Source organism: Desulfobaccales bacterium, from assembly GCA_041648175.1.
Lineage (GTDB): Bacteria > Desulfobacterota > Desulfobaccia > Desulfobaccales > 0-14-0-80-60-11 > 0-14-0-80-60-11.
In genome coordinates this window covers 103,258-115,969 of the sequence record JBAZPO010000004.1, presented here as the reverse complement: position 1 = coordinate 115,969, position 12,712 = coordinate 103,258, and the positions used below count along the sequence as shown (strand labels likewise).

The window sequence follows — 12,712 nt, the reverse complement described above, 5'->3', positions numbered from 1 at the left end:
GGTATTGTTAACTTATTAATTTTATTAATATTAATACGAAAGCCGATTGTTGGAATTTCCAACAATTAGCAAAATTTGGATAATCTTTTCCAGCCCTCAAATTGCTGGGAGCCATAACCCCCTTGCTGAGTCCACTCTCTTTGATCTTCTCACCAATTTTTAATAAAAATTTATCTTCATAAGCTTGATATATCCCTTGACTAAAAACTGAATAGTATATAAATAGATATTTATACGTTATTTAGATTGCCTACTCGCTCATTCAGGCTGAAGAGGAAGACATACTCGGCCCTCATGTGGAAATGAAGAAGGCGGGGCATGTAGGGAAGGTCGCTGGTTCGATCACAGGAAAGAAACCAGTACCCGGAAAAGGGGGGTCACTTGGCGCAACCAAGTCATGAGAAAATGATGCCGTTGGAGGATTATCTCCAGACAGTTGCCTTTGTGGCCAAGAGTCTCGCGGATGAAAACCGCTTGCGGATTTTGCTGTGCGTCAATAACGAGAAGAAGTCCGTTTCCAGCATCGTCGAAGAACTGAACCTGTCTCAGCCCTTGGTCTCCCATCATCTAAAGGAATTGCGGCAGGCCCTGCTGGTCAAGGTGGAGCGGAGCGGTCCCTTCGTGTACTACGAAATCGCCGACGCCAGAATTCTGACGATCCTGGAGGCGTTAAAAGCATTGGCCACAGATTTGTTGGCTGCCAGGACAACCTTTTAATCGGGGGAGGTGTTTCATCAATATGGCCGGCATTCAAGAACGTTTAGATCGCATGACTCCGGAAAAAGCTCTTATAGAAATTGGGGCGGCGTTGAAAAAAATCCTGCCTCTGGTAACCGATGAGGATCGGCTGAATTTCGTGGTTAATCTCATCGGTGGCGCCAGTGATGACCAGGTTGCCAGCATGGTGCACCTCTGACTGGCGGAATGCCTGGACGAAGGTGTCGATCCAACGCACATGTGTCAAAAGCTGGTAAACCGGGTGGCGCAATCACGGCAACTGATGGCCGTCGCCGACCCGGAACTCCTGGTCCTGTTTGAAGATTGGCTGGACGAACTGGAAAACGAAGTGGTCTCGCTGGCTAAACAGCACGGCCCCATGAGCCCTGAGGACCTGGCCCATAAGCTCGGGCTGTCTGAGCGGGGTGCTAATTTCCTCATGTCCAAATTGTCGAGGGAAGGCAAAATATCTTAACCGTAACGAGGTAGGCCATGCAACGCAAGGGAACCACTCTTTTAGCCCTGGTGGCCGCGGCCCTGACGTTAAGTGTGCTTTGGTATCTCAACCGGCCGATCATCGTTAAAGAGGCCACCTGGGAGGACGTCAAGGCCGAAGCCCAAAATGGCGGCTATCGTCTAATAACTACCGAAGAACTGGCACAGCGCTACCGGCAGGACACCGGCAAGCTCTTGCTGGTGGACACGCGTCAGGATTGGGAATATCGCACCGGCCACATGAAGGGGGCCGTGAACTTTTCCATAGAACCCAACGCCTGGTCGCGGTGGCGCTCCCGGGGGAGCCTGGCCAAATTCCTGGGACCAGACAAGGACCGGCTCATCGTTTTCTACTGAGCGGGCTTGGCATGAGTCCGCAGCGACTCGGCGGCCCGGGTGGCCGTAAAGCTCGGTTATAAGAACGTCTATCGCGATCCCTTGGGATTCCCGGAATGGCAAAAAGCTGGCCTGCCCGTGGCCAGCGATCCCTTGGGTTTGTGTGATTATGCACCGGAAGCCTATGCCCCCGGCCTGCTTTCCGGTTGGGCCCTGATCTGGACCATGCTGGGCATCTTTGTGGGCGGCATGGCCCTCAACCTGACGCCTTGCGTTTACCCCTTGCTCCCCATCACTGTCTCTTATTTTGGCGGTAAGAGCGGCCAGGGACAGGGGCGCCTGGTGGCTCACGGACTCTTTTACCTGGCGGGGCTGGCCCTGACCAACTCTAGCCTGGGAGTTGCCGCGGCCTTAACCGGCGGCCTCATGGGGGCCATGCTGCAAAACCCCGTGGTGTTGCTGGCGGTGGCGGCCATCCTGGTCTTCTTTGCCACCAGCCTCTTTGGTTTCTGGGAATTGAAACTCCCCGGCAGCCTGACGCAAGCCGCGTCCAAATCTTATGCAGGCTATTTCGGTAGTTTGTTCATGGGCTTGACCCTGGGGCTGGTGGCGGCGCCCTGTATCGGTCCCTTCGTGCTGGGGTTGCTCACCTGGGTGGCCAGTATGGGATCGCCGTTTCTGGGCTTTCTGGTCTTTTTTACCCTCAGCCTGGGATTAGGTCTGCCCCTGTTTATTCTGGCCATTTTTTCCGGCAGCCTAGAGAAACTTCCCCGCTCAGGAGAGTGGATGCTCTGGGTGCGCAAGCTCATGGGCTGGGTTCTGGTGGGTATGGCAGCCTATTTTATCCGGCCGCTCCTGCCGGAATCCGTGGGTGTGCTTCTGCTGGCCGCCGTAGCCCTGGCTGCGGCCGTGCACCTGGGGTGGCTGGACCGCACCACCGCGGCCTTTCGGGGTTTCCGGTGGCTCAAGACCATCGCCGCGCTGGTGGGTGTGGTAGTTGCCACCTTCATAGTGGGGTCCTGGGCCCTCCGTGGTCCGGGAGTAACCTGGCAGCCATATTCGGATCAGCTCTTGACGACGGCCAAACAAGCGCAAAAGCCGGTGATCATCGATTTTTACGCCACCTGGTGCTCCCCCTGCCGGGAATTGGATGAGATCACCTTTCATAACCCCGATGTGGTGAAACTGGCGGACCGGGATTTTGTCATGGTCAAAGTGGACCTCACCCAGAAAGGCAATCCTCTGCACACTCGTTTGCTCAGCCAGTACTCAGTCAAGGGCGTACCCACGATAGTTTTTCTGGACGGCCGGGGGAACGAATGCCAGAACCTGCGCCTGGCGGATTATCTGCCGCCGGAGCAGATGTTGTCCCGCATGGTCACTGTAACCAAGAAATGAATCAAAGGAGAAGAAATGCTCAAGATCAGGATCTTCTTGAACGATCCCTGCGGCATGACCTGAAAGCGCCTCCACGAGATCATACCCAGGTTGGGTGAGAAATACGCAATCGAGGTGGAGGCTGTTTCCAAGTCCAGGGAAGAATACCAAAGCGAGGCATACAAGGCTGCGGGCCTGCCTGCGGCTCCGGCGATGATGGTTGACGATGAGGTGGTTGGCCAGGGACCGGGGATTTCTGCGGAGAAGTTAGAGACAGCCATCCGTCGTCACCTAGGTTTACCACCTTTGGAGGCCCAAACCTGACACCCCATGGCTTATCCCATCCATTTTAAGCCCAGAGGGCAGGAAGCCAATTTCTCGGTGCTGCCCTCTGGCACTCGGCTAAGATGTTGATCTACTTAGACTCTTTGGTATCTTTGGCCTTTTCCTTGTCGTCAGACGCCTTGGGAGCAGCCTGTTTCAAGGCGCAGCCACAACCACAGGGGTTTTTCTTTTCAGCCATGATTTTCACCTCCTTTCTGTTTAAGTATTTAATTAATAACTTAATTAAATTGAGAAAAAAAAGCGCGTCCTCCTATTCTGGCTTCAGTTCTTTGATCCTCTGGCGAACATTTTCCAGCTCATTCTGCAGGTCCTGTTCGTATTGTTCCAGGGTCTTCAGTGAGATTGCGCTGCGCTCCTGTTCTCGCCACTGGCCGCTACCCTGGCAGCCGCAAGTGCAAACTTCCGACAAGATCCGGCGGTATTTTTCCAAGGCCTCCGGGTTAACGGCATATGGTATCCAATATCCCTGGCGCTCGCACCTTACCAGTCCGGCCTGCTTCAGGATCTTGAGATGCTGCGAGGCCGCCGCGGGGGTGATCCCCGCCAGTCTGGCAATTTCTTTGGCCCCCAATGGGCCTTGGGTCTTCAAGAGTTCAAGCATCCTCACCCGGGTTTCCACGGCCAGGACTTTAAACATTTCGGAGATTTCCCATTCCATGAGCGCTGACCCAATTAAGCAATTAAGTAATTGCTTAATTAATTAATGCAAAACAACACCCTTGTCAAGGTCTTTTTGAAAAAATGTTCCCCAAAGGAGAAAAAGACATGCTAAAAGTCAGATGCTTTTACAACGAACCCAACGGCAAGCCCTGAAAGCATTTCCAGGAAATGGTGCCCAGGTTGGGCCAAAAGTATGAGTTTGAGGCGGAGGTCATCTCCAAACCCATTGCCGATTACCAGACAGACGAATATTTCGAGTTGGATCTCCCCACGGCCCCGGCCATCATGGTGGGAGAGGAAGTCGTGGTGGAAGGGGCCGATGTCTCCGAAGATAAACTGGAGGCCGCCATCTGCCGGCACCTGGAGTTGCCGGAGCCGGAGCCCAAAAAGAAAGGCTTCCTGGGCCGCTTCTTCGGCAAGTAACCATTATCCGTGCCGCCTGGGTTCCCAGGCTGAGCCATCGTTCTGCTCGGGAAGCCGGGCGGCAGAGGTAGAGGAAGAGACATGCAGACCCGCAGATTTCGTGGGGCAGCCTTAATAAAAGCCATGCTCCTGTTAATCTTCATCGTGGCTGCGGTGGTGTTGGTCCGTTATACCGGTGTCAGGGAACTTCTCACCGTGGAAAAGTTGGGGGCGCAGCTCGCGGCCGCGGGCCTCTGGGCGCCCCTGGCCTTCATCCTGGTCTATGCCGTGGGGGTCTGCCTGTTCATTCCCGGGACCCTACTCACCACCCTGGGAGCCGCCATCTACGGTCCCTATTGGGGATTCGTCTACGTCTGGGTGGCGGCAATGTTGGGGTCGGCGGGGGCCTTTCTCATCGGACGCTACCTGGGGCGGGAATTCGCCGCCTCTCTCATCGGCGACCGCCTTAAGAAATACGACGACGCCATCGAAAAAAACGGCTTTGCCACCGTGCTCTACCTGCGCCTGGTCTATTTCCCCTTCACCCCTATGAACTTCGGCATGGGCCTGACCAAGGTGCGTTTCCGGGATTACCTCTGGGGCACGGGCTTAGGCATCCTGGTAGGCACCTTCATCTTTACCTTTTTCGTGGGAACCATCAAAGAAGTCTGGGCCAGCGGCCAGTGGGGACAATTGCTCACGTGGAAGATCTTCCTATCATTGGGGCTCTTTTTATTCTCTCTTTTCATCCCCAAGATCATATCAAAGTTGAAAGTTTGGGAAAAAATAAAAACTGACTAAACGAATAAATAAACCTACGGTCGGGTCCGGCTGGTTATGGCAGCTTCATTATTCATTCCCGAGGCCGCACTTGGGGCCTAAGGTTAGCGTTCGGGGGTCATAGTCGGATGTCCATCCCAGAAATCGCTTGGGGTAGCCTGCATATCGGTCCGGCCCCTCTGCCCGTCATCCCTCTGATCTTGGGGACGGTCTTCTTGCTGCTCCTGGTCTTGGAGGCGGTCTACCCCCTCAGGCGGCGCACCCGGGCTCGCAGTCAGCGTTTGCCGGTGAACTTCGCCCTGACCGCCACGGTTATGGCCGTCGGCCTTTGGGTGGTGCGCCCCCTGGCCCTGGCCGCGTCTTTCTGGGCGGTGGACCGAAACTTCGGCCTCCTGCGCGTGCTCAAAATCCCCGACCCGGTTGCAATCTTGCTGGGGCTTGTCCTCATGGACTTCACCTTCTACTGGTGGCACCGGGCCAACCACAGGTTTTTCCTCCTTTGGCGGTTCCATGGCGTCCATCATCTGGACCCCGACCTGGACGTCACCACCGCGATCCGATTTCATTTTGGGGAGGTCCTCTACTCCACGGGGTTTCGGGTCCTTCAGGTGGGCCTTTTAGGGGTGGACGTCTTCACTTTTATGTTGTACGAAGTAACCTACCAGGCGGCTAATCTGTTCCAGCACGCCAACCTTCGCCTGCCCCTGCTCTTGGAGCGGGCCTTGAATAAAATCGTAGTGACGCCCCGCATGCATGGTATTCATCACTCCGTCGTCAGCGACGAAGTGGGGTCCAACTTTTCCGTAATTTTCCGCTGGTGGGACGCCCTCCACCGCACCCTGAAACTCAATGTTCTTCAGCAGGATATCGTCATCGGCGTGGCAGGCTATCTGTCCCCGGAACATAACCGCCTCTGGCACTTGGTAGTCTTGCCCCTCAGGTTTTCGAAAAACTACTGGCTCTGGCCGGACGGCACCGAGCCTGTCCGGCCCCCCTCCGCCACTCCTGGGAGTCCAGGAATTATCGTAGGATAGTGCTCAAGCTGACTTTTGTGCAGCTATGACTGCAAAGCTACCTTCCCCCTAGCCTGCTTGCATGGGCTCCTCCCCGGTAATAACTGATAAGTTTCGTTGACATTACAGAATGAGGTATTATTTTTGCTCTAAGAGATGACTCAATTCATCCTCGAGCCATGGCAACACTCAATTTCATTAGGAGGTGCCGGTAATGAAAAAATATGGGATCTGGCTAATCGTGACAATGTTCGGTTTGGTGCTGGCCTGCGGTAGCGGGGAAGAGAAGAAAGCCCCCGCCAAACCGGCGGCCCCGCCGGCACAGGGTGAGAAAGTAGCGCCTCAGGCCCCGCCGGCAACGCCCGCTCCCCCTGCCCCGGAGCAACCAAAGCCCGAACACCCCAAGTCGGAACATCCGAAGTAATATCAGTTCTTGACTGGGGCATAGTAGCCGGGGAAGAAACTTCTATGGACTGGCGCACCATATTGTCAGCGGTAGTGGCAGTTTGCCTTGTGTCTGTGGGTTGCGGACAGCAAGAGGGGCAAGACGCGCCAAGCGCGTCTGCCCCGCCCGTGACCAACTCGGTGCCAACCGCTGAGATACAGGCAGGCATCGAGAAGCACATCGAGGCGCAGGTCCGCCTGGGCGGAGGATATTTCCACCTTCCCTACGGCAACAAGGAACTCCGTCTCAAGCTGGTCCGAGTCCACACCGAATACCTGTCGAAACTGGGTCCTGGCCGCTATTTCGCCTGCGTGGACTTGGCGGACATCAGCGGCGACGTCTATGACGTCGATTTCTTTCTCGCCGGTGATCCTGCGGCGATGCGGGTCACCGAAACGATCGTCCATAAGCTAAACGGCCAGCCCTTTTACGCCTGGGAGCAAAAAAGCGATGGCACGTGGCAGCGCATCCCCCTGAAAGACGCTTCAGAAGGCCACTTGGGCGTCATCCGGGAGCACGACGAGTTCGAGTTTTTCTATCGGGCCACCCTGCCCGAGATAACCGCTTCCGCCCGCATGTGGCTTCCTCTGGCGTCCACGGACTCATTTCAGACGGTGAAGGTAAAATCCATCAACGCTCCAGGGAAGCAAAGCATATTGCAGGAGCGGCAATATGGCAACAAAGTCCTTTTCCTCGAGCTTGGTCCCAAGGACAGCGGTAAGAAGGTTGAGATCCGCTATCAGGTGCGGCGTCTTGAGAAGGCCGCCTATGCGGCGCCGACGCCCGACCAGCGAAAATACCTTAACCCGGAGCGTCTGGTGCCGACTAATGAGGATTTTCGCCGTATCGCCGAGCAGGTCGTTGAGGGTAAGAAGGGTGACCTGGTGCGCGCCCGAGCGCTTTACGATCACATCATCGACCGCATGCGCTACATCAAGTACGGCGACGGCTGGGGTAAGGGCGACGCCGTCTACGCTTGCAACGCCCGTACCGGTAACTGCACGGATTTTCACTCCTACTTCATTGCCCTGGCAAGGTCGGTCGGCATCCCGGCGCGCTTCGCCATCGGTGCGGCAATCCCTTCGGAGCGGAACGAGGGCGGGGTAGACGGCTATCATTGCTGGGCGGAGTTCTTTGCCGAGGGCAAGTGGTGGCCTGTGGACATCAGCGAGGGCAACAAGTATACGGGGCTGGCGACCTACTACTTTGGCCACCATCCCGCCAACCGCTTCGAACTCAGCCGCGGCCGCGACCTGGTGGTTGAACCAGGACCCACTCCAGGCCCCATCAACTTCCTTGCCTATCCCGTGCTAGAAATAGGCGGCAAGCCGGTAAAGGCGGCGGTGGAATTCTCTTTCAACAGAAACGCCGGCCACCGGTAGTCTGCACTATGCTGGATTAATCGAACTAACCGAAGTCAATGGACGTTACATTCCTAATTTGACCAGACAGGATGGTTCGGCGCTGGAGGGTCTGTTGGCTGGAACCAAAAATAAAAAGACAACCCAGATAGGCACAATGGCCAAAATACAGGTCGCCTCAGATGATTAACTTATTGATATAGCAATATAAATAATTGGTGCCGAAGGCGGGATTTGAACCCGCACGGGTATTCCCCACCACCCCCTCAAGATGGCGTGTCTACCGGTTCCACCACTTCGGCACGTGGGTGCTCATTTGCTTGAGGGTGCGATAGGAGTTGGGGGAGCCGGTTGGGCCGGGGCTGGTTGAGTAGCCGCGGGTTTTTCCGCCCCTTGCATCACCGAGGGCGCTTTCTGCCGGCCCAGGAAAGTCAGTCCCAACGAGGTGCACATAAAGAGAATGGCCGCCACCGCAGTGAGCTTGGCCAGAAAGGGGGCGGCCCCAGTGGAGCCAAAAACCGTCTGGCTGGACCCGCCGAAAGCCGCGCCGATTCCTGCGCCCTTGCCTTGCTGCAGCAGCACGATGCAGATCAGGGCCAGGGAAACGATGACATGAATGATAACGACGATGGTAGTCATATAAATTATGTATTATAGAAGAAGACGCCTCAGGGTGCAAGCCTTTAAAAGATTGAATTCGGAGGTATTTAATTAAGGTTCCCGAGCGGGGCTTGGAAACCCTTAAAAAAGGGCACTGACAATCATTATATTTTGCGTGCTGGGGCTCAGTTCGGCGCGGCTTTCTTCCGGGACAGTTCCCGAAAATCGGTGATTTTAATCCCCGTCGCTGCCAGAGTGTCCTTGAGTCGCGGGCTCAGGAGCGCGGCCAGTTCCTCCTGCCGCCGGTAGCTTGGAGCCCAGCGCTTAAGCTCCGGGTCCGCAAAGAGACCCGGATGGCAGTAGATCTCGGTCACCCCCGGCTGCAGCCGAGGCGCCAGCCCCAAGAGATACGCTTCGGTCATGCGCCCGTCATTGAGGAGGCCGAAGAGATGGTCGTTAAAGCTGAGACCTGCGGTCCGGGCGATTCTCTCGGCCCGGCGAGCCAGGAGGGCAAAGATCAGACCCTGGGCGATCTTGGGCAACGGGCCGTCCGGGGCCAGGGCCAGGGTGGTGCGCCAGTCCTCCCGGGCCAGGCGCACTGCGGGGATGCCGTATTCCCGGGCCAGGCCCACCACAATCGGAAAGATACTGGGGTGCAGGTGCAGGTTGAGGTGGCTGTTGAGGTGCCAGATGGTCAGTCCGGCCCGCTGAACCAGTTCGATCTGGGCCGCCAACTCCCGGCGGATTTCCGGCAGCAGGCGCGATTGCCTAAAATAGCGCCAGCCAGTGGTCACGGGATCGTTGGAAAAGAAACCTTGGGGATTGACCAGGTGGGGGAGATGTTTTGGAGGTAAAACAGCCCGCCCCTGGATGAGGGTGAGGTGCACCCCCAGGCAAAGATCAGGCAATTCCCGGGCCAGTCTCATTGCCACCTGGGTCCGGGGCGCCTCGGGCATCAAACCGGCGCACCGCAGCAGTCCCTGGCGGTGGGCCAAAACCACCGCGCCGTTTAACGCGTCGGAGAGCCCGAAGTCGTCGGCGGTGAAGATAACTGATTTCTCAGATTCTAATGCCGGCCACGGTAAAGGTTTAACCGCCCTCCCCTCCCCTACTCCCCGCTAAGGAGCTCCTTGAGGGTCATGGACAGCGCTTGCCCTTGGCTACGGGGGTTTCCTGGCACTGGCGCCGTTTGAACATGAAGCTCAAGAATTGGCGGCCTTCCTTCAGCAAGCGGCGGCGCTCCTCCGGGTCACGCATCATGACCAGGGCCGCCCGGGCCATGTAACGGGGCCGGAAGTAAAACCGGCGGTAGAATTGTGGCACCGCCTGAAAGATTTCCGCCGCGGCCAGGCCGGGATAGTCCACCACGCACTGCTGGTATCCGGTGGAACCGTTGACCAGGGCGTCGTCATCCTGCAAATAGCCTTGATCCCGGCAAAAATCGTAGAATTCCGTACCAGGATAGGGGGTCGCCAGAGAAACCTGGATGGTGTCAGGGTCCAGCTCGCAGGCAAACCGGATGGAGGCCTCGATGGACTCCCGGGTCTCGCCGGGGAGCCCCACCATGAAGGTGCCGTGGACCTGAATGCCTAATTCCCGGCACCACTTGTTCAAACGGCGCCCCAAGTCCAGGGTGGCCCCTTTGCGGATGTTCTTTAAAACCTGAGGGTCGCCGGTTTCAAAACCCACCACCAGGAGACGCAAGCCCCCCTCCTTCATGGCCTTGAGGGTTTCGTAGGAGGTGTTGACCCGGGCGGTAGCGGACCAGACGAATTTTAAGGCGCGGAATTCCCGGCTGAGTTGCCGGGCCCGTTCGCCGTCCGCGGTGAAGGTGTCGTCATCAAAGAAAATTTCGGCGGCCTGAGGAAAAAGTTCCAGGGAACGGCGCACCTCCGCCACTACGTTGCCCACGCTGCGCACCCGGTAGCGCCGCCCGGTGAACGTCTGGGGCCAGAGGCAGTAGACGCAATGGGACGGGCAGCCCCGGCCGGTATAGAACGACACATAGGGGTAGCGCAGGTAAGGAATTACGTAATGCTCCATGGTCAGGTCCCGGTGGTAAATCTCCGTGACCATGGGCAAGGCATCCAGGTCCTCGACGTAAGGCCGGTCGGCATTATGATGGATGGCGCCGTTGGTGCGATAGCTAATGCCCAGGATATCGTCCCAGGGCCGTCCCTGGGCCACTTCGGTGATGGCATAATCGAATTCCCGGCGAGCCACGAAGTCAACCTGGGGGCCGGCTGCCAGGGATTCCTGGGCCAGGATGCTCACCTGGGGCCCCACCAGACCCACCAGGAGCTTGGGGTTCTTCTCTTTAAGATGGCTGACCGTGGCCAGATCGTGCTGGAACGACGGCTTGGTGGTGAACAGGACTGCCAACTCGAAATCCGGGGCCAAATTCGCCACCTGGGACACCGTCAAATTCTCCGGGGGCGCGTCCACCACCCGGCTATCGGGGATAAGCCCGGCGGGATAGCACAGCCAGGTGGGATACCAGAACGAGGTGACTTCGCGGGTGGCCTGATAGCGCGAACCGGCCCCGCCATCAAAATCCTGAAAAGATGGCGGATTGAGCAACAATGTGCGTTTCATTATTTCGCTAAACCTCTTAAGGATGAGCCCGGAGGGCACGCATATAGTGAGGGGATTCTATCCGAGGTTCACGGCTTTGTCCAGGGAATAGGGGGATTGGAGCCGGAGATGAAAAAGCGGCGGAGATAGAGCGGAACTGCTGCCGAGGGGACCAAAGACTATTTGACCTGCCAGCGAGGGAGCCAGACGGCAACCTCGGTGCCGTGACCGGGGGCGGAAGTTATCTGGATTTCGCCCCGATGGTTGCTGATGACCTGGTGGACCTTGGTCAGCCCCATGCCGGTGCCATGAGGCTTGGATGAAAAAAAGGGGTCGAAGATATAGGGCATATCCTCAGGCGGGATGCCAGCCCCGGTGTCCCTCAGGCTCAGACTCAGCCCTTTGGCGTCCGGGGTTACTTCCAGGGTCAACCGCCCGCCCCCTTCCATGGCATCCATGGCGTTGTTGATGAGTTGATGGAGGGCCTGACCCATGAGATGCTCATCCAGGGGAATCCGGGGCAGGTTCGGAGGGATCAGGCGCTGCATGCTGATGCGGTGCTGCTTAAGCGCCGGGGCGGCTTCAGCCAACACCTGATCGATAACCCCGGTCAGGTCTTGGCGCTTAAGATTGGGCTCGAGCAAAACCGTGAAGGCTTCAATCTCTAAGACCATCTGTTCCAACCGGTGCACCTCATCAAGGATCGGAGCGACCATTGCCTGGGAAGGATCATCGGGAGGCAGGCGCTTCTGGAGGTGCCGGGCAAAACCGCCGATGATCATGACGGGGTTTCGCACCTCATGAGCCACCCCTTGGGAGAGTTTGCCCAGGGCAGCCAGGCGCTGGGATTGCAAAAGCTTTTCTTCCACCAACTGCAACTCTTCCACGGTGAGGTCCAGTTTTTCTTGCAGGCGCCGGTAAAGCTGGGCATTTTCCATGGCCGGGCCGATCATATTGCTGAGCATGGTCAGCATCTCCAGGTCGTCGTCGGTAAAGCTGGGAGCGTCTTGCTTGTTGAGCACCTCCAACACCCCAACGAGCCGATCCTGCGATTTCAGGGGAACACAGAGGATGGAGCGGGTGCGAAAGCCCGATTTCTCATCAAACTGCCGGGAGAAGCGGGGATCCTCGTAAGGGTCGGCACAGATCAGGGGTTGTTCCGTCTGGGCCACCCACCCGGCGATACCTTCGCCAATCTGCAACCGCAGCGGTTTGATCGGCTCCACCCCTGCGCCCCGGGCCAGGCGAAAAAAGAGTTCCCCCTTGACCTTATCCACCTCAAAAATGGAGCTTACCTCGGCATGCACCCACTGCTCAACACTCATCAAGGTGTTATTCAGCACCTCCTGAGAATCTAGGGACGAGTTGACCAAAGAAGAGAATTGGACCAATTTCTTCAGATCGGCTCGAGAGTAAATTAATTCTGCCATGGTTCTTTAGATGTGGGGCCACCCAGATTAATTGATACCATGGACAATCTTAAATTATTTTTGGCGCTGGAGGAAAGGAATACTTTAAGGGCTGAAAGACTCCGGCCCTGTCGGTAGTGGGACTAAAGGAGGCAGCAAAGGGGCGCGGTCACAACGCATCGGGCGGGTCACGAGGAG

Annotated in this window: 16 protein-coding genes and 1 tRNA gene; 10 read left to right on the top strand and 7 right to left on the bottom strand. The window is 57.0% G+C overall.

Going from position 1 to position 12,712, the window contains the following annotated elements; genetic code table 11:
• Positions 1-381 precede the first annotated feature (381 nt).
• The 5 genes from WC600_05405 to WC600_05385 are packed head-to-tail and all read left to right on the top strand — an operon-like array spanning position 382 to position 2,946.
• Positions 382-717 carry a metalloregulator ArsR/SmtB family transcription factor gene (locus WC600_05405; protein MFA4902166.1) on the top strand — a complete coding sequence of 112 codons (336 nt, stop codon included), beginning with the start codon at positions 382-384 and terminating at the stop codon, positions 715-717.
• Between the two features lie 22 nt (positions 718-739).
• On the top strand, positions 740-916 hold the full coding sequence (locus tag WC600_05400; protein MFA4902165.1) for a hypothetical protein: 177 nt from the start codon (positions 740-742) through the stop codon (positions 914-916).
• 39 nt (positions 917-955) lie between these two features.
• Positions 956-1,192, top strand: coding sequence for a winged helix-turn-helix transcriptional regulator (locus WC600_05395; GenBank protein MFA4902164.1), 237 nt, complete (start codon positions 956-958; stop codon positions 1,190-1,192).
• A gap of 17 nt (positions 1,193-1,209) precedes the next feature.
• A complete protein-coding gene (locus tag WC600_05390; protein ID MFA4902163.1) occupies positions 1,210-1,569 on the top strand; it encodes a rhodanese-like domain-containing protein in 360 nt (119 codons plus the stop codon).
• Between the two features lie 39 nt (positions 1,570-1,608).
• The gene (locus WC600_05385; GenBank protein ID MFA4902162.1) at positions 1,609-2,946 is read left to right on the top strand and encodes a cytochrome c biogenesis protein CcdA; all 1,338 of its coding nucleotides are present in this window, start codon (positions 1,609-1,611) and stop codon (positions 2,944-2,946) included.
• On the opposite strand, the gene WC600_05380 is transcribed toward WC600_05385, so the two are convergent.
• The gene (locus WC600_05380) at positions 2,892-3,206 is read right to left on the bottom strand and encodes a hypothetical protein (GenBank protein ID MFA4902161.1); all 315 of its coding nucleotides are present in this window, start codon (positions 3,204-3,206) and stop codon (positions 2,892-2,894) included. The two genes, WC600_05385 and WC600_05380, sit on opposite strands and share 55 nt — an antisense overlap.
• A 314-nt stretch (positions 3,207-3,520) precedes the next feature.
• Positions 3,521-3,907 carry a metalloregulator ArsR/SmtB family transcription factor gene (locus tag WC600_05375; GenBank protein MFA4902160.1) on the bottom strand — a complete coding sequence of 129 codons (387 nt, stop codon included), beginning with the start codon at positions 3,905-3,907 and terminating at the stop codon, positions 3,521-3,523.
• Between the two features lie 191 nt (positions 3,908-4,098).
• Here WC600_05375 and WC600_05370 point away from each other — a divergent pair, with 191 nt between their 5' ends.
• The 5 genes from WC600_05370 to WC600_05350 all read left to right on the top strand — a co-directional run bounded on the left by WC600_05370 (position 4,099) and on the right by WC600_05350 (position 7,952).
• Positions 4,099-4,353 carry a hypothetical protein gene (locus WC600_05370; GenBank protein ID MFA4902159.1) on the top strand — a complete coding sequence of 85 codons (255 nt, stop codon included), beginning with the start codon at positions 4,099-4,101 and terminating at the stop codon, positions 4,351-4,353.
• Between the two features lie 81 nt (positions 4,354-4,434).
• Positions 4,435-5,133, top strand: a complete 699-nt coding sequence (locus tag WC600_05365) for a TVP38/TMEM64 family protein (GenBank protein ID MFA4902158.1) — start codon at positions 4,435-4,437, stop codon at positions 5,131-5,133.
• 107 nt (positions 5,134-5,240) lie between these two features.
• A complete protein-coding gene (locus tag WC600_05360; protein MFA4902157.1) occupies positions 5,241-6,146 on the top strand; it encodes a sterol desaturase family protein in 906 nt (301 codons plus the stop codon).
• A 193-nt stretch (positions 6,147-6,339) separates the two neighbouring features.
• Positions 6,340-6,549: a hypothetical protein gene (locus WC600_05355; GenBank protein MFA4902156.1), complete on the top strand. Its 210-nt coding sequence runs from the start codon at positions 6,340-6,342 to the stop codon at positions 6,547-6,549.
• Positions 6,550-6,710: 161 nt separating this feature from the next.
• Positions 6,711-7,952 (top strand): transglutaminase domain-containing protein, encoded by a 1,242-nt coding sequence (locus tag WC600_05350; GenBank protein MFA4902155.1) that lies wholly within the window; start codon positions 6,711-6,713, stop codon positions 7,950-7,952.
• Positions 7,953-8,147: 195 nt separating this feature from the next.
• On the opposite strand, the gene WC600_05345 is transcribed toward WC600_05350, so the two are convergent.
• The 5 genes from WC600_05345 to WC600_05325 all read right to left on the bottom strand — a co-directional run bounded on the left by WC600_05345 (position 8,148) and on the right by WC600_05325 (position 12,535).
• Positions 8,148-8,233 (bottom strand) — tRNA-Leu (locus WC600_05345).
• A 10-nt stretch (positions 8,234-8,243) separates the two neighbouring features.
• A complete protein-coding gene (secG, locus tag WC600_05340; GenBank protein ID MFA4902154.1) occupies positions 8,244-8,570 on the bottom strand; it encodes a preprotein translocase subunit SecG in 327 nt (108 codons plus the stop codon).
• Positions 8,571-8,716: 146 nt separating this feature from the next.
• Positions 8,717-9,580, bottom strand: coding sequence for a hopanoid biosynthesis-associated protein HpnK (gene hpnK / locus WC600_05335; GenBank protein MFA4902153.1), 864 nt, complete (start codon positions 9,578-9,580; stop codon positions 8,717-8,719).
• Positions 9,581-9,668: 88 nt separating this feature from the next.
• Positions 9,669-11,126 (bottom strand): hopanoid biosynthesis associated radical SAM protein HpnJ, encoded by a 1,458-nt coding sequence (hpnJ, locus tag WC600_05330; GenBank protein MFA4902152.1) that lies wholly within the window; start codon positions 11,124-11,126, stop codon positions 9,669-9,671.
• Positions 11,127-11,284: 158 nt separating this feature from the next.
• Complete coding sequence (locus tag WC600_05325) at positions 11,285-12,535, bottom strand: ATP-binding protein (protein MFA4902151.1); 1,251 nt, start codon at positions 12,533-12,535, stop codon at positions 11,285-11,287.
• Positions 12,536-12,712: the final 177 nt, after the last annotated feature.